Annotated in this window: 15 protein-coding genes; 9 read left to right on the forward strand and 6 right to left on the reverse strand. The window is 42.6% G+C overall.

The annotated features are described in order from the left end of the window. Positions 1-33: 33 nt before the first annotated feature. A complete protein-coding gene (locus tag HUN01_RS16005; protein WP_181932100.1) occupies positions 34-1416 on the forward strand; it encodes an aminopeptidase P family protein in 1383 nt (460 codons plus the stop codon). Between the two features lie 111 nt (positions 1417-1527). On the opposite strand, the gene HUN01_RS16010 is transcribed toward HUN01_RS16005, so the two are convergent. Further along, positions 1528-2409, reverse strand: a complete 882-nt coding sequence (locus tag HUN01_RS16010; RefSeq protein ID WP_181932101.1) for a shikimate dehydrogenase — start codon at positions 2407-2409, stop codon at positions 1528-1530. 114 nt (positions 2410-2523) lie between these two features. Here HUN01_RS16010 and HUN01_RS16015 point away from each other — a divergent pair, with 114 nt between their 5' ends. Beyond that, positions 2524-3462, forward strand: coding sequence for an alpha/beta fold hydrolase (locus HUN01_RS16015; RefSeq protein WP_181932102.1), 939 nt, complete (start codon positions 2524-2526; stop codon positions 3460-3462). A 448-nt stretch (positions 3463-3910) separates the two neighbouring features. Here HUN01_RS16015 and HUN01_RS16020 read toward each other — a convergent pair whose 3' ends face one another. Both HUN01_RS16020 and HUN01_RS16025 read right to left on the reverse strand, forming a co-directional pair. After that, positions 3911-4882, reverse strand: a complete 972-nt coding sequence (locus HUN01_RS16020) for an Npun_F2552 family protein (protein ID WP_181932103.1) — start codon at positions 4880-4882, stop codon at positions 3911-3913. Between the two features lie 187 nt (positions 4883-5069). Next, entirely contained in the window at positions 5070-6152 is a 1083-nt protein-coding gene (locus HUN01_RS16025; RefSeq protein ID WP_181932104.1) for a DNA polymerase III subunit delta, read from the reverse strand. 176 nt (positions 6153-6328) lie between these two features. Here HUN01_RS16025 and HUN01_RS16030 point away from each other — a divergent pair, with 176 nt between their 5' ends. Then, positions 6329-9076, forward strand: a complete 2748-nt coding sequence (locus HUN01_RS16030; protein WP_181932105.1) for a cation-translocating P-type ATPase — start codon at positions 6329-6331, stop codon at positions 9074-9076. Between the two features lie 105 nt (positions 9077-9181). Here HUN01_RS16030 and HUN01_RS16035 read toward each other — a convergent pair whose 3' ends face one another. Next, a complete protein-coding gene (locus HUN01_RS16035) occupies positions 9182-10618 on the reverse strand; it encodes an aspartate ammonia-lyase (protein WP_181932106.1) in 1437 nt (478 codons plus the stop codon). Between the two features lie 171 nt (positions 10619-10789). On the opposite strand from HUN01_RS16035, the gene pgsA reads away from it, so the two are divergent. The 3 genes from pgsA to HUN01_RS16050 all read left to right on the forward strand — a co-directional run bounded on the left by pgsA (position 10790) and on the right by HUN01_RS16050 (position 12035). Continuing rightward, positions 10790-11308 (forward strand): CDP-diacylglycerol--glycerol-3-phosphate 3-phosphatidyltransferase, encoded by a 519-nt coding sequence (pgsA, locus tag HUN01_RS16040; RefSeq protein WP_181932107.1) that lies wholly within the window; start codon positions 10790-10792, stop codon positions 11306-11308. Between the two features lie 278 nt (positions 11309-11586). Beyond that, a complete protein-coding gene (locus HUN01_RS16045) occupies positions 11587-11814 on the forward strand; it encodes a type II toxin-antitoxin system HicA family toxin (RefSeq protein WP_181932108.1) in 228 nt (75 codons plus the stop codon). Then, on the forward strand, positions 11811-12035 hold the full coding sequence (locus tag HUN01_RS16050) for a type II toxin-antitoxin system HicB family antitoxin (protein ID WP_181932109.1): 225 nt from the start codon (positions 11811-11813) through the stop codon (positions 12033-12035). Before HUN01_RS16045 ends, HUN01_RS16050 begins: the two co-directional genes overlap by 4 nt. A gap of 3 nt (positions 12036-12038) precedes the next feature. Here the strand turns inward: HUN01_RS16050 and HUN01_RS16055 are convergent, their stop codons facing one another. Next, positions 12039-12917, reverse strand: a complete 879-nt coding sequence (locus HUN01_RS16055; RefSeq protein WP_181932110.1) for an SMP-30/gluconolactonase/LRE family protein — start codon at positions 12915-12917, stop codon at positions 12039-12041. Between the two features lie 228 nt (positions 12918-13145). Here HUN01_RS16055 and HUN01_RS16060 point away from each other — a divergent pair, with 228 nt between their 5' ends. Further along, positions 13146-13880 carry a Uma2 family endonuclease gene (locus HUN01_RS16060; RefSeq protein ID WP_181932111.1) on the forward strand — a complete coding sequence of 245 codons (735 nt, stop codon included), beginning with the start codon at positions 13146-13148 and terminating at the stop codon, positions 13878-13880. Positions 13881-14047: 167 nt separating this feature from the next. Here HUN01_RS16060 and HUN01_RS16065 read toward each other — a convergent pair whose 3' ends face one another. Continuing rightward, positions 14048-14986, reverse strand: coding sequence for an NAD-dependent epimerase/dehydratase family protein (locus HUN01_RS16065; protein WP_181932112.1), 939 nt, complete (start codon positions 14984-14986; stop codon positions 14048-14050). Positions 14987-15082: 96 nt separating this feature from the next. On the opposite strand from HUN01_RS16065, the gene HUN01_RS36110 reads away from it, so the two are divergent. Together HUN01_RS36110 and HUN01_RS16070 are read left to right on the forward strand one after the other, a co-directional pair. After that, complete coding sequence (locus tag HUN01_RS36110) at positions 15083-15205, forward strand: hypothetical protein (protein ID WP_257798352.1); 123 nt, start codon at positions 15083-15085, stop codon at positions 15203-15205. Positions 15206-15279: 74 nt separating this feature from the next. After that, positions 15280-16434 carry a glycosyltransferase gene (locus HUN01_RS16070; RefSeq protein WP_181932113.1) on the forward strand — a complete coding sequence of 385 codons (1155 nt, stop codon included), beginning with the start codon at positions 15280-15282 and terminating at the stop codon, positions 16432-16434. Positions 16435-16477 lie beyond the last annotated feature (43 nt).

Raw genomic sequence — 16477 nt, forward strand, 5'->3', positions numbered from 1 at the left:
CTGTTACCTTTATCCTTTTTTGAGTTTACATTTATGCTTATCCAAGAAACTTCTACTTCCCTCGTCGATACTTTACGCCTCCGACGGCAACGACTAGCCAACCTGATTAATTTTCCAGCAATTTTGTGGTCAGGTAGCAATAGTCCGCGCAACTTTCCAGCAAATCCCTTTCCGTTTCGCGCTAGCAGTCATTTTCTCTATTTTGCCGGACTACCATTATCAAAGGCGGCAATTCGTTTAGAAGCGGGTAAGCTAGAACTATTCATGGACGATCCATCATCCGGCAGCGCCCTTTGGCATGGAGAAATGCCAACGCGCGAGGAAATAGCCCTGCATATTGGGGCGGATGTGGCTCGACCAATGGCAGAATTAGAGTCTTGGATAGAAGATGCCGCCACACTTGCTGTACAAGATGCAGCTACTTGGACGCAGCAATCGCAGCTATTAAATAGATGGGTTTTACCACAAAGTCCTCCCCAAGGAATTGATTTGGAGTTAGCTAAGGCGATCGTTTCTCTCCGTCTCACCCACGATGAAGCTGCATTAACTCAGTTGCGAAAAGCTGCTGCTGTGACTGTTGAGGTTCATAAAGTTGGGATGGCAGCAACACCTCAAGCCAAGCTAGAAGCAGAAGTTCGTGCAGCGATGGAAGGGGTAATTATTGCCCACAATATGACCACCTCTTACAACAGTATTGTCACTGTTCACGGTGAAGTTTTGCATAACGAGCAGTATCACCACCCTCTACAACCAGGTGACTTACTACTTGCTGATGTTGGTGCTGAAACCGAGATGGGTTGGGCCGGTGATGTTACTCGCACTTGGCCAGTTTCCGGCAAATTTTCATCTACCCAGAGAGATATTTATAATGTTGTGCTGGCAGCCCATGATGCTTGCATTGCCAAAATACACCCTGGTGTAGAATATGGGGACATTCATCTGCTAGCTGCTACGGTCATAGCTGAAGGTTTAGTAGAGTTAGGAATTTTACAAGGAAATCCCCAAGATTTAGTAGAGATGGATGCCCACGCGCTGTTTTTCCCTCATGGTATCGGTCATCTACTGGGTTTAGATGTCCATGATATGGAAGATTTGGGCGATTTAGCAGGGTATGAAGAGGGACGCCAAAGGAGCGATCGCTTTGGTTTAGGCTACCTTCGTTTAAATCGTCCCCTGCATCCAGGAATGTTAGTCACAATTGAACCTGGTTTTTATCAAGTACCAGCAATTTTAAATGATGCCAATGTCCGTTCAAAATATCAGAATGTGGTGAATTGGCAGCGTTTATCTGAATTTGCTGATGTGCGTGGAATCCGCATTGAAGATGATGTTTTAGTTATAAAAGAAGGTAGGGAAGTTTTAACAGCCGCATTGCCAAATGATGCTGATACTGTAGAGAATCTAGTTAATGGTTGAATTTACGCTAAATGTTACCCCACCCTAACCCTCCCCTTGCAAAGGGGAGGGAACCGGAGATCCAATTTTCTGGCTTTGCAAGGGGGGATTAAGGGAGGTAATTAAGTTTCATCACTCCACCAAACCCAGATGATTTTGTAACGCTTGGCGCATCACTTCTACAGGCACAGTTTCCTGCTGCAACCAGATTTTTAATGCTGCTGCCCCTTGTTGGACTAGCATTTCTAAACCATCGATCGCAATTGCACCTTGTTTTTGAGCCTGTTCTAGAAATTGCGTCGGTTTAGGAATATATATCAAATCGTAAGCGATCGCACCCGTTGGCAAATTCGCTATTTCTTCGACACTCAAAGGCGACTGATCAACTTTGGGATACATCCCAATAGGAGTTGTATTTACTAGCAGATTTGCTTGGGGAATCAGCTTTGGCAATTCCTCCCATTGATGAACCTGGAATTTATCAGCTAGGGGTGAATTGCTCCAACTATTGCGAAATTCCTGTAATCTTTGCAGATTGCGTCCAACAACATGAATTTGGGCAAAACCTAGCTGGGTACAACCTGCTACAACTGCTCTTGCTGCACCACCATTGCCCAAAATTACCGCTACTTTCTGACTCCAATCTTGTTTATATGTTGTCTGCAAAGGAGCGATAAATCCTTCTATATCCGTATTTGTTCCCACCCATTTGTTATTTTGGCGGCTAACAGTATTTACTGCTCCGATAGTTTGGGCCAGGGGGGTAATTTCTGAGAGTAGCGGTATGATCGCTTGTTTGTGAGGTATTGTCACACTAAAGCCGACAACCCCAACAGCAGCGAAACCTGCGATCGCAACTTCTAAATTTTGTGGTTCGATCGGAAAAGGGAGATAAATGTAATCTAATCCTAATTGTGCGATTGCAGCATTATGCATCACTGGTGACAGCGAATGTTCCACCGGATGTCCAATGACTCCTAGTAGTTTAGTTTTACCTGTAATTTCTTTAGTCATTTGTCATTTGTCATAACTCATACTCCTTGTCCCAATCCCCAGTCCCCAATCCCCAATCCCATTTCCCTCACCTAGCCTACAATTATTAAAAGCTACTTAACACTTCTTTAAATCATGCAGGCAACTACAGCCCCCTCTACAATTCCAATTCCTGGTAAATATTGGCAGTGGCGCGGGCACAACGTTTACTACGTGCGTGCGGGAGAGAAACAACTGCAACGTCCGCCCTTGCTTTTGGTACATGGATTTGGTGCTTCCACAGACCACTGGCGCAAGAATATCACAGGATTGTGCCAAGATTTTGAAGTATTTGCGATCGACCTTTTGGGATTCGGGCGATCGGCAAAACCAAAATTGCAGTACAGTGGCGACTTGTGGCGCGATCAACTTCATGATTTTATCAGTGAAGTGATTGGTCAAAAAGCAGTATTAGCAGGTAACTCCCTTGGTGGCTATGCTTGTTTGTGTGTTGCAGCACAACGTCCTGACAGCGCAGCTGGTTTAGTTTTGCTCAATAGTGCCGGGCCTTTTAGCGAAAGCCAGCCCACATCTGAACCGGAAGCTTTGCAAAGTGAAATTCAGCCACCCAAACAACCTTCTTCTTTACAAAAATTACTGGGTGACTCAGTTAAATGGATGTTTCAACAACCTTTAGCTCAGTTTGTGTTATTTCAATACGTGCGACAACGTTGGGTAATTCGCCAAACTTTAGAAAAGGTATATCTTGATAAAAGTGCAGTTACAGACCAATTGATAGAAGAAATTGCTCGTCCTGCTTTTGATCCGGGTGCATTGGATGTATTTGTTTCAGTTTTTAGCAGTCCTCAAGGGGAAAAAGTTGATGTGCTGTTAAAGCAATTAACTTGTTCTTTATTGATGTTATGGGGAGAAGCTGATCCTTGGATGAATGCTAGAGAACGTTCTCAAAAATTTCGTCAATATTGTCCTGAATTGACAGAGCATTTCTTAACAGCAGGTCATTGTCCTCATGATGAAATACCTGATAGAGTAAACCCACTTTTTCGCGATTGGGTATTGTCTATTCCCCAGTGATATTGCATCTCATTAGAAAAAGTTGAGTAGAGATGTAATAAATCGCGTCTCTACTCGCAGTATTTTCTATAAACCAATACAGTTCAGATAAGACCAAAACACTTGTAGAGACGGCGATTTATCGCGTCTTTAAAACCCACGATTTTGTACAATTAGCCCTTAACGCAAGCGTATTGTTCTATAAACAAGATAGTTAGATAAAAGAGACAATTACTATTAAAGCTAAAATTCCTATTACAATAACTTTTTGGATAAATCAAAATCTAAAACCAGATTGGTATAAAAAATTAGTTAACTAAAAAAACCGCCACTAAATATGATAGGGCGGTCTGGTTAAGCAATCGGAGGGTAATTACAGATTACTCTGCTAATAAATGAAATTGCTGTAACGAAGTTTGCATTAAATTGGGGATTGGGTATGGATTATTCCTCTTCTTCCTTCATTTCCCTACTCTCTTCCGTAAACACTCATTGGTTCCTTGATAAATCGGGTGTAAAGATGCTTAAACGTAGATTTAATTACGCGGGGCATACCAAAATCAATGGGTATTAAATTGTCTGGTAGCCGCCAATCTTCTATTTTTAATAAGTCGGGATTTAAATGTGGAAACTCTATGTCAGCTAGTTCTGGACAAACTCCTAGCCTTTGAGAAGCTGCAACTGTGGGCACTTGTTCAGGAGGAACATTGAGGATTTCTACCATTGCCCGATCTAAAGCAAATATATCTGATGCGGCTGCTAAAATACCTAGTTGGCGAGGTTCCCCATTACTGGGGCCATTACCTTCATGACCGATGATGCCATCTAATATGGTTAAGTTAGGGTTAATTGCCCTGGCAGTTTCTACTAACATTTCACCAAATCTATTTGCATCTTTTCCAGCTTCCATGTGCCACCAAGCTTTCATTTTGCCGGGGACACAACCAAACAGGTTTTTTACGCCCAGTGTTAATGTCAACTGGGCGTGAGATTTCACTTTAGGTAAGTTAATCACTACGTCTGCTTCCATTACTTCTTTAGACAGCCGCAGATGGTTAAAATTGTCGCTAATGGTTTGGTAACGCTGACCGTGAAAATCGATGATGGGAAGATTGAGTTCTTCTAAAATAGGCAGATAGCCGTTTGCTATTGCTACGCCCTTGGCACTGCCAAAAGCAGGACTATCGCCCAAAAATGGCTTACCGCCAACCTCAATTACCATCTGGGCAACTTCGTAAACTAGTTCAGCACGGGTGATACACTCTTTACCAGGACGTGAGCCTGTAAGTAAATTAGGTTTGAGTAAAACGCGATCGCCTTTTTTTACAAATGCTGCCATTCCTCCAAAAGGTTCCAGCAGTATAACTAAAGATTCTCGTAAAGCCTCTCGTTCATAGGACGTAGCCCGAATGAGACTGACAGATGATTTTTGAGTCTGCATGGATAATAAATTACCAGTAATGAAGATATTCTTCTATCTTCCTATTTATACCAATTCTCTAAAATCTCGCGTACTATTACACCACGCCGTAAATAAGCCACACATTCCAAATCAACGAAACGCTTACGCTGTATTCATTCATAATTTTTAATTTTTAATTTTTAATTTTTAATTCCGCCTTGCGGCACTAGCTTAACCTCTGCCGTAACCACAAGGCCAATAAAGGTAACGCTAGTTGATAACCCTGTTCAGCACTATAAATTAAACCTTTGTTCTGTAATCCAGTCAGCGATCCCTGAAGGCTACCACCTCTTGAAAGACCATGTTTTTGAATATATTCTTTACTTTGTGGTTTATCTGTAGGATCTAAAGCCAAAGATTCTAAAAGATGCACCTGATTGGCTGGCAATAACATGAGTAAAGATTCAAAAACTAAGGACAAGTCTTTGAGCAATCCTTCTATTGCTTGCTGCACTGCTGCTTCACTAATTAACCCATCAGGATAAGAAAAAGTTTGCAGGCGGCGAATTATTGCCATTGCGTCGCCAATGTGTCCTTGGACAGCATCTAAAAATAATTGTAGTGCGAGTGAGCGAGAATCAAATTTCATTCCTTGTATATGCAATATCTCCCTAGCCCACAATGCCAAAACGTCATTAGCTAAGGGGGCTAACTGTATAGTTTCTAGCGGATAGTTTGTCTCATCTGGATGATGGCTGATCTCAGCTATGGTTGCTACTAAAACGTAGCTGACATGAGTTTGTACATTGATTTCTCGTCTGAATGTAGCTTCCCACAAACCATTACGATCCCAAGAGCGAATGTGCGGAAAACTCTGCAAAATCAGCACTACCCGCTTATTTAAACCAATAGCCATAATTTGAAGCAAATTGAGCAAAATTTCAAATGCTTGCCACAACTGCTTTTGGTTTAGGGAACGCAATGACTTAAGTTTGCCTTCTGGATGAAAGACAAAAAACTCTTTGCCAAAGTTGCTTACCCAGTCTTGAATTTGTGCTGCTTCCCAGTTTTGGCTAATTGTCTCTGTTAGCAGGAGGATAAATCGCTCTCCATCTGTAGCGCGGATACAGTCTATCTCCAAGACGATCGCACCAACTTCTTGGGCAGCCCCTCGCACTAAAGTTCGTCGCCCACTACCAGGTACGCCAGTAATCAGCAAGTCTCCATCTTGGGCTAGTACTTCGACAATTCGCTGAAATTCTAGCGATCGCCCAACTAATTGTAAAGGAGTAGACAAATCCAAATTCACCTAGTTTTTGCCCTTGGTTTTAATCTTCACCTAACGGCAAGCATACTCACTTGCGTGACTACTGAGCAAGCATTGAAAGTAATGATGATAATAGTCAATTTTTATTAGTGCCTGCTTATATTTAGCACCTATTTTTAGTGCTAAATTTTATTCAACACTGGATTTAGGGAATAAATATGGTACAGGCAGCATCTCCCATCGCACCCCAAGAAAAGCAATTCACCGTTTGGCATACTTTGGAAATTTCTGAAGCGATCGCTCACTTGCATAGTGATGCTGAGAATGGTTTGAGTAGTGTAGTAGCCAAACACTTATTGTCTGAAGTGGGAGCAAACGAACTCACAGGCAAGAAAAGCAAACCTTGGTGGTTAAAATTTTTACTGCAATTTAACCAACCACTGCTGATTATTTTGTTGTGTGCGGGTTTAGTAAAGGCGTTAAGTGGCAGCTTGGTGAATGCTGGTGTTATTTGGGGAGTGACTACAACTAACGCCATCATTGGATTTATTCAAGAATCGAAAGCCGAAAGTGCGATCGCAGCCCTCGCCAAAGCAATTACCACCGAAGCAACCATTATCCGTGATGGTCAAAAATTACGCATTGCTTCTGGTGAGCTAGTACCTGGAGATATTGTGCTGCTAACTTCTGGTGATAAAGTCCCAGCAGATTTACGGTTAATTAAGGTTAAAAATTTACAAATAGATGAATCTGCCCTGACTGGTGAATCTCTAGCAGTAGAAAAGAAGACTCAAACTTTAAAACCAGATATTGCTCTAGCCGAGCGCAAAAATATGGCTTATGCGGGTGGCTTCGTTACCTTTGGGCAAGGTACTGGTGTTGTAGTTGCCACAGGGAACACCACAGAAACAGGGCGAATTTCTCAGTTAATGGAGCAACATACAGATATTTCTACTCCTTTAACTAGAAAATTCAATAAATTTAGCCAAAATTGGCTGTATATGGTGTTAGGATTAGCAGCCCTCTGCTTTGTAGTGGGATTAAGCTTTCGAGGTTTTCAAGAAGCTTTAGAAGCAGCAGTCGCTTTAACAGTCAGTGCGATTCCTGAAGGATTACCAGCAGTCGTGACAGTTACCCTAGCCATAGGTGTTTCCCGGATGGCGCGACGCAACGCCATTATCCGCAAATTACCAGCCGTTGAAACCTTGGGAAGTGCAACTGTTGTTTGCTCTGATAAAACTGGGACTTTGACAGAAAACCAGATGACAGTACAGGCAATTTATGCGGGGGGATATCAATATACTCTCACTGGTATCGGTTACACACCGGAAGGCGAAATCCTGATAGATGACAAACCCGTGAACCTCAACAGCCATAAAGGTTTGCAAGAATGTTTAATCGCAGGTTTATTGTGTAACGATTCCCATTTAGAAAAGAAGAATGGTAGGTGGGTAGTAATGGGAGATCCTACAGAAGGGGCACTAATCGCATCAGCAAATAAAGCAGGTTTTAGTCAGCCTACCTTACTTCAGCAAATGCTAAAGGTGGATGCGATTCCCTTTGAATCAGACTTTCAATACATGGCGACTTTGCACGCCACACCCCAAGGTAAGACTATTTATATTAAGGGTTCAGTCGAGGCAATTATTCAGCGTTGCACTCTGATGTTGAACACTGATGGACAAACCCGCCCCTTAGATTGTGTAGAAACATTACGGCAAAGCAGCATCGAGCGCGAAGTCAATATTATGGCACGGCAAGGCTTACGGGTATTAGCTTTAGCGAAAAAAATAGTACCCGATGGGCAAAATACCCTAGATCATCCAGATATTGATACCGGGTTAATTTTCATCGGCTTGCAGGGAATGATCGATCCGCCGCGTGAGAGTGCTATTAAAGCAGTCCAAGCCTGCCAGGAAGCGGGAATTGAGGTCAAAATGATCACTGGCGATCATGCTATCACAGCGCAGGCGATCGCTTATCGCATGGGCATCAACAAAAATGGCTCAGTTCTGGCTTTCACAGGTGCAGAACTAGCAAAAATGGATAAAACAGAACTTGCCGAAGTTGCCCAAGAAGGCGCAGTCTTTGCCCGTGTCGCCCCAGAACAAAAGCTACGTTTAGTCGAAGCTTTGCAATCAAAAGGTGAAATCGTTGCCATGACAGGAGATGGTGTCAATGATGCACCAGCCTTAAAACAAGCAGATATTGGTATTGCGATGGGTGGTGCTGGTACAGAAGTTGCCAAAGAAGCCGCAGATATGCTGCTTACCGATGATAATTTTGCCTCCATTGAAGCTGCTATAGAAGAAGGACGGGCAGTTTATAAAAATCTGCTCAAGGCAATTTGCTTTATTTTGCCTGTCAATGGTGGTGAGTCAATGACAATTTTAATTAGCACATTGCTAGCCAGGGATTTACCAATTTTATCTTTACAAGTTCTGTGGCTCAATATGCTCAACTCCATTACTATGACAGTGCCTTTAGCCTTTGAGCCAAAAGCGCAAAACATCATGCAACAAGCGCCTCGTCATCCTAATGAACCATTAATTTCAAAGAGTCGGTTACAACGAATCTTAGCAATTTCTCTATTTAATTGGATTGTCATATTTGGAGTATTTGAATATATCCGCCAAACTACAGGTAATGTTGATTTAGCGAGAACAATGGCGATTAACGCTCTCATTGCTGGACGGATATTCTATTTATTGAGTATTAGTCAATTAATCCCGAATTTGATAGCCAAGATGGACGGCACAATTAAAGAGAACGTTGATATACCTGCTATTGGCTTTGGGATTTTAGGGGCAATTATTTTGCAAATTATTTTTGCTCATGTGCCATTAATTAATGAAGTTTTTGAAACAGCACCATTAAACTTGCAACAGTGGTTATTTTGTTTAGCAGTTGGTTCACCAATGATTTTGTGGGCTACAGTAGTGAATCGTTTTGATCCGCCAAATTAAATCCAGCCAAAAACGAACCGCAGAGAACGCAGAGAACACAGAGTTATGAGAGGTTTTTTCTCTCTGTGTACTCTGCGCCTCTGTGGTTCATTAAAAAAATCGACACTAATCAATCTGCTTTGATTCTCGACTCAGAGGTAAGATAGCACTCATCTGTTCTAGATTTAACACTGTGGCTAATTCTGCCTCATTCATCAATCCGCGTTCTAAAACAATCTGCCTTAAAGATTTACCAGTTTCTAAAGATTCTTTGGCGACAGCTGCGGCATTTAAATAACCAATGTGGGTATTTAGTGCGGTTACTAAGGCTAAACTACCTTCGGCATAAGCTAAACAACGTTCCTGGTTTGCTGTGATTCCTTCAATGCAGCGTTCAGTGAGTGCAGCGATGGTATTACCTAGAATTTCGATGCTGTGAATCAAGTTATAGGCTATTAGCGGCATCATCACATTTAATTCTAATTGTCCGGCTTGGGCGGCTAATGCGATCGCACTATCGTAACCCATCACCTGAAAACACACCATTGATGTCATCTCTGCCATGACTGGGTTATATTTCCCCGGCATAATCGAAGAACCGGGTTGCACTGGTGGGAGTTGAATTTCTTTCAAACCAGTTTTTGGCCCCGAATCCATCAGCCGCAAATCGTGAGATATTTTGACTAAATCCTGGGCTAAGTTGCGTAAAGCACCGGAAACATTTACAAATGGGGCCATACTCTGCATAGCTGCCATGAGATGGGGCGCAGGTTCTAAAGGAGTTTCAATCAATTTTGAAAGAACTTCCACCACACGGGCGCGATATAGAGGATGAGTATTTAACCCCGTTCCGGCTGCACTACCTCCCAAACCCAACACCATCAAATCACCAGAGGCGGTGTAAATCCGATTTTGGTGTTCTGTAAGAATTTGTGCCCAAGCCTGGAAATTCTCACCCAAACGCACGGGGACGGCATCTTGTAAATGGGTTCTGCCAGATTTGACGATATCTTGAAATTCTACAGCTTTGTTTTCTAAAGATGCGATCGCACTATCTATTGCTGGGTGTAATGTCTTAGATAATGCCAATAATCCACCAATCCTAATTGCCGTAGGAATCACATCATTGGTAGACTGCCCATAATTAACGTGATCGTTAGGACTAACACGTTTATAATTGCCCTTTTCTTCACCCAGAATTTCTAAGGCGCGATTTGCTAAAACTTCGTTGATGTTCATGTGGTGGGACGTTCCAGCACCCGCCTGATAAACATCCACGACAAATTGATCTCGGAACTTCCCAGCCAGGATTTCATCAGTTGCTTGCACAATCGCCTGACTAATATCTTGGGGAATGCAATTCAGTTCCCCATTGACAATTGCTGTAGCTTTTTTAATGATTAATCCAGCATCTACGTAAGTATATAGAGGCTTAATGCCGCTAATAGGAAAGTTTTCGATAGCTCGTAACGTTTGAATGCCGTAATAAACGCTACTAGCAATTTGGCGATCGCCCATCGAATCGCGTTCGATGCGGAATTGAGAGTCTGTGTGTTCAGTCATAGTATTGTTTTAAGAGAGCTACAGAAAACAGATTTTCCCACGCAGCCACACTCAGATACACTAATCTGCATATATTTTGCATATTTGCCTCGCTGCTTGTTGCTTTACAGTCGTTAATTTTGAAGTTTGATTTATGAATTACGAATTACGAATTACGAATTACGAATTATTATGACCATACCCAACTGGATTACCTTCTCTCGCCTATTGGGGATACCATTTCTGCTTTACGGTTTATATAATCCCACACCTGAAGCTCAGTGGATATGTTTGGTGATTTTTCTTGTTGCTGCATTGACTGATTGGTTAGACGGCTATTTGGCGCGGAAACTCAACCAAATTAGTGAGTTGGGCAAATTTCTTGATCCTTTAGTGGATAAACTTCTGGTACTTGCGCCGTTGCTGGTTTTTATTGAACTAGGAAAAGTCCCAGCTTGGGGAGTGTTTTTGATTTTAGCGCGAGAATTAGCGATCGCTGGTTGGCGAGTGAATCAAACAACAATTACCGGGGCGAACATTTGGGGTAAACTCAAAACTGTTAGTCAAATAGTTGCGATCGCACTTCTAATTGCACCCCTACCTGAAGTATGGCAAACTCCCTCTCTGATTGCTTTTTGGGTTTCTGTAGCCTTTACTTTAATCTCTGGGGGTATTTATCTTTTGCCACAAAAAGCTAGCATGGCTGATTGAAAATATCTACTGTATCGTTCCTAACCCTCTTCTGTCACTCTCCGAAAACATTTGCCTTTTCTAAAATCTAGAGCTTTTGTATAACAAGCGATTGCGCGATTATTTTCTAATAACAAATACAAGTCCTATTTTTTTCTAATAGTATAGCTTGTATTGATTGCCTCATGAGGCTTCTAGCGATCACTTTCCCGGAAAGTGACAGAAGAGGGCTAATAGGTCTGGGATTTTTCCAGATAATCATGACAAAATATTTTTAGCTACGTTAGAAATTTCTAATAGTGCCTAAGAAAATTCGGGAACTAAAAGCAATGCTCCTAAAAACTGGATTTACTTATAGAAGCGGTAAAGGCAGTCACACAGTATGGAGTCATCCTTTATTAGTTTACAGCCTCACTTTGTCTGGCAAAGACGGAGCAGATGCAGATCGTTACCAAGAAAAAGATGTTAGAAATGCGCTTATAGAAATAAAACAATTAGAGGAAGAAGACAAAGGAGAACAGGAGTGAAACCACAATATAGTATTGTAATTCAGTGGTCGATAGAAGATAAAAAATACATCGTCAGCCTACCTGAGTTTGGCCCCTATGCACACACTCATGGAAATACCTACGCAGATGCTCTCAATAATGGTGAGGAAGTGCTAGAACTTTTGATTGAAGATTACCAAGCACAAGGAAAACCACTGCCAGAGCCTTTGACTGCAAATGTTTCCTTTCAGTTTGTATAATCTTCAAAAATCATAGCTAGGTAATCCACTAACATCAGTCTGGAGAGCAAACAAATCACCTGAGTAGAAACTTTTATCAATCTCCCCTTGGCTGAGTCCAACTGAGCCAGTGGTGATGTAGAGTGTTTGCAAATCTTCGCCGCCAAAGGTGCAACTCGTTACGAGTGGAACAGGCAGTTTTATCCGCAATATTTCTTCACCCTTATAGTTGAAACGAATCACACACCAGCCATCCCACATAGCTGACCAAATATTTCCTTGGCTATCTATTGCCAACCCATCTGGGTAGAAAGATTCATGAGTTAAATCAATAAAAATCCGGCGATTACTAATGCTACCTGTTACTGAATCAAAGTCATAAGCATATATTTTTTGTTGAGGAGAATCACTCAAGTAAAACGTTTTTTGATCGGGACTCCACCCCAGACCATTAGAGATAGTCAAACCCGTTTCCATCAGATGCAATGAACCGTCACGATCGTAGCGATAGAGGCTAGCCTGGGGTTTTTCTAAAGAAGACATTGAACCAATCCAAAAGCGACCTTGAGGGTCACATTTGCCATCATTCAGACGGTTATCTGGCAGATTTCCTTCAATCTCCAAAATGGGAGTAACTTCACCTGTTTTGGTGTTGAGAAATGCCAAGTGATGACGCAGTGCCATAATTAATCTATCTTTCCCTGCTGTTGCGATCGCACCTACCACATCTCCCACATCAAAAAACAAGTCTTTCCCCGTAGCAGGATTGAACTGATGTACTCGATGGTTGTAAATATCGAGCCAGTACACTAGGTTTTGGGTAGAATCCCAGATGGGGCCTTCACCCAAGCGGGCACGAGACTCTAGAACATTGTGGAGTGGATATTGCAAAACCTGGATCATTTTATCAACCAACAATAGTATTTACAGAAACTAGTTTCAGTAGCCTTCAGGCAATTCTAAAAAACGTTTGCCTAACTAATAAAGGAAATTTTCATTCCTGTTTCAGTAAAGACTAAAGACGCGATAAATTGCGTCTTCCCCAGGTAGAAGAAAATATATTTGATTTTGCGTTGAGCAAACCTTTGCCGTGATCCGTTAACTTAAAATTAGTCGGTCAGGATTCGCCTTATGTACCAAACAGACCCGCCTCGCCCTGCAAAAGAAACCCTACCCACCATGTATGATCTTCCCAGTGAATACCCGGAGGACTCTGGTTTGCCTGACGAATTTCACCTTTTTCAACCCCAACTTCTGCGCGAAACCTTCTATCCACCTAACTATCCAGCAGAGGAAGTATTTGTTGCCAGTGACTTAAACCTTTACTATGACCTCCGGCATACACTGTGGTACAAACGCCCAGACTGGTTTGCTGCTGTGGGAGTTTCGCGTCTCTACGAACAACAAAACTTGCGTCTGAGTTATGTAATCTGGCAAGAAGGGGTTGCTCCTTTTGTAGTGGTAGAATTGCTTTCTCCTGGCACTGAAAAAGAAGACTTAGGACAAACTCTACGGGAGATTAACCAACCGCCGACCAAATGGGAAGTTTATGAGCGGATTTTGCGAGTACCTTACTACATAGTGTTTGACCGCTACACTGATAAACTCCAAGCATTCCAATTAGTTGCAGACCGTTACAGCGAATTGGACTTGAGTACCCCACGGCTGTGGATGCCGGGTTTGGAACTAGGCTTAGGACTCTGGCAAGGTTCTTACCAAGGAATTGAGCGATTGTGGCTACGTTGGTATGATGCATCCGGGAATTGGCTTCCCACGCCGCTAGAAAAACTAGAACGAGAAAGTCAACGTGCTAAAAGATTAGCAGCACAACTGCGAGAGTTAGGCGTTGACCCTGATGAGTTATGAAAATGCGATCGCATCAGCGAAACCGATGGTTAGAAACCGCGTCTACACAAACAAAAGCTACCGATCCTGGGTTTCAAACCCACAATTTCTCTTAGTCCGCGGAGGCGGACTTTGCCTGTGTAGCCGCGTTCACGCAGTGTGCCGCAGGCAATTCTATTCGCCCTGGCTCACAACGCTTGTAAAATCTCCTCATCTACAGAAAAATCAACATCAGCTTTGTCTTTTCCATTAGCCAAATAGTCATTTTCTAGAGAGTCTTGTAAACCAGAAATCAAATCATATTCAGGATGCCAGTTTAATTCTGTTTGCGCTTTATTCACCGAAGCAAAGAAATGCTGCACCCGCATCGGAAAAGCTTTGCGTTTGCCGAAATCAAACTTTTTCGGGTCGTAATGGACGATTTTTACAGCGTCAGGTGATTTGCCAGCCGCTACAGCACTAGCACGGGCTAAACCATCAAAAGTGACAAAGCGATCGCCAGAGATATTATAAATCTGCCCTATGGCTTGTTTATTACCCAAAACCTTAGTCATTGCTAGTGCCAAGTCTTTTACATGCCCTAGCTGGGTGATATGCAAGCCATTTCCGGGGATAGGAATGGGGCGATCGCGTACAATTCTGTCAAAAAACCAGCCTTCCAACTCATTATAATTACGAGGCCCGTAAATATAAGTAGGACGAATAGAAGTAAAGGGTAATCCCAATTGAGTCAGGTAAGCTTCTGTTTCATGTTTACCTTTATGGCGGCTTTTGGGATCTACCGGATCACCTTCTACATGAGGCAATTGGTCAGATTTGAGATACACTCCCGCAGAACTCATATACACAAATTGTTGCACTCGGTCTTGAAAAATCTCTGCTAGTGGTTGAGTATCAGTAAGTTCCCGCCCATTATTGTCAAAAATGACATCGAAGTTTTCTTGTGATAACTTTGCTTTTAATTGAGTAGCATCTGTGCGATCGCCTATAATTTGTCCTACTCCCTGTAAAGAAGGTGCTGGCCGATTCCCACGATTGAAAAGCACCACCTCGTGTCCTTGTTCCACTAGTAGTTGAGTCAAATAAACACCAATGAACCGAGTACCACCCATAATCAGAATTCGCATAAATTCGCCCTTTCTATATCAGTTTTCGTTAAGGGAATAGGGAGGTGGGGAAGATGAGGGAGAGGAGAGAGATGAGGGAGAAATAACCCATGCCCAATGCCCAATGCCCAATGCCCCATGCCCAACGCCCAATCTGAGATTATCAGGTTGCAGCATCCATCTGGAACCTATGAAGGAAAGATTCCGTCTTATGTGCTAATCTGGGGCGCTTCCCGTTAATTAATCACAAGGGGAAACTTTTCAGTTAACGTCATCAAGTTGGCCTTTGTATTTTCCATTTATTCAAGTTAGCTGTGCCCTTGAAATATGCTCTAGTTCATGAGTGGCTGACACCTAAAGCCACCGGTGGTTCAGAACTCGTTGTACGAGAAATTTTGAATCACATTGATGCTGATTTGTATGCCCTCATAGATTTTGAATCTAGCAACAGAGAAAGTTATTTATACAAGCGTCAGATTGGCAAGACGTTTCTCCAGAACTTTCCCTATGCCCGCAACGGTATACAAAAATACTTACCTTTGTGGCCTTTGGCAATTGAACAATTTGATTTGCGGCATTATGATGTAATTCTGTCTTCATCCCATGCTGTTGCCAAAGGAATTCTTACCACTCCCGAACAGATGCATATTTGCTACTGTCACAGCCCTATGCGCTATGCCTGGGACTTGACCTTTGATTATCTGCGCCACAGCAAACTAGGTAGTGGTTTACCTGGGTGGGTGACGCGATATTTATTACATCGTTTGCGCCAATGGGATGTATTGAGTGCCAATCGCGTTGATTACTTCATTGCCAACTCGCAGCATACAGCTCGGCGGATTTGGCGTTGCTATCGACGAGAAGCAACAGTCATTTACCCACCAGTGAATATTGCGGAATTTCCGTTTTTGTCTGAGAAAGAGGACTTTTACCTGACAGTTTCCCGATTAGTGAGTTACAAGCAAATATCGTTGATTGTCAACGCTTTTAATCAACTAAAACGACCATTAGTAGTCATTGGTACAGGAGATGAAATGAACAAGATTCGCGAGATGGCAAACTCGAATATCCAAATACTCGGTTGGCAACCCGATAATGTGGTAAAAAAATATATGTCTAGGGCTAAAGCGTTTGTGTATGCAGCTTGTGAAGATTTTGGTATCGCCCTAGTGGAAGCACAGGCCTGCGGCACGCCAGTAATTGCCTATGGTGCAGGGGGTGCTCTAGAAACAGTGCGAGACATCCGCTCTTGTGCGGATACAGCGACAGGTCTATTTTTCAGGACGCAAACAGAGGCGGCTTTGGTAGAGGCAGTAGAAAAGTTTGAAGTGTATCAGGGTTCGTTCAGTTCCGAGTATATGCGATCGCACGCCGCGCAGTTTTCACCGCAAATATTTGCAAATCGTTATCTAGATTTTGTAAACAAGTGCAACGAAAAAGACCGTTTTCAGAATAATGGTCTTGGTTAATGTCTTATTTTTTTAGGCTTTTGGCAATTTCCCCCAGAAGCAG

This window comes from Nostoc edaphicum CCNP1411, assembly GCF_014023275.1.
Classification (GTDB): Bacteria; Cyanobacteriota; Cyanobacteriia; order Cyanobacteriales; family Nostocaceae; genus Nostoc; species Nostoc edaphicum_A.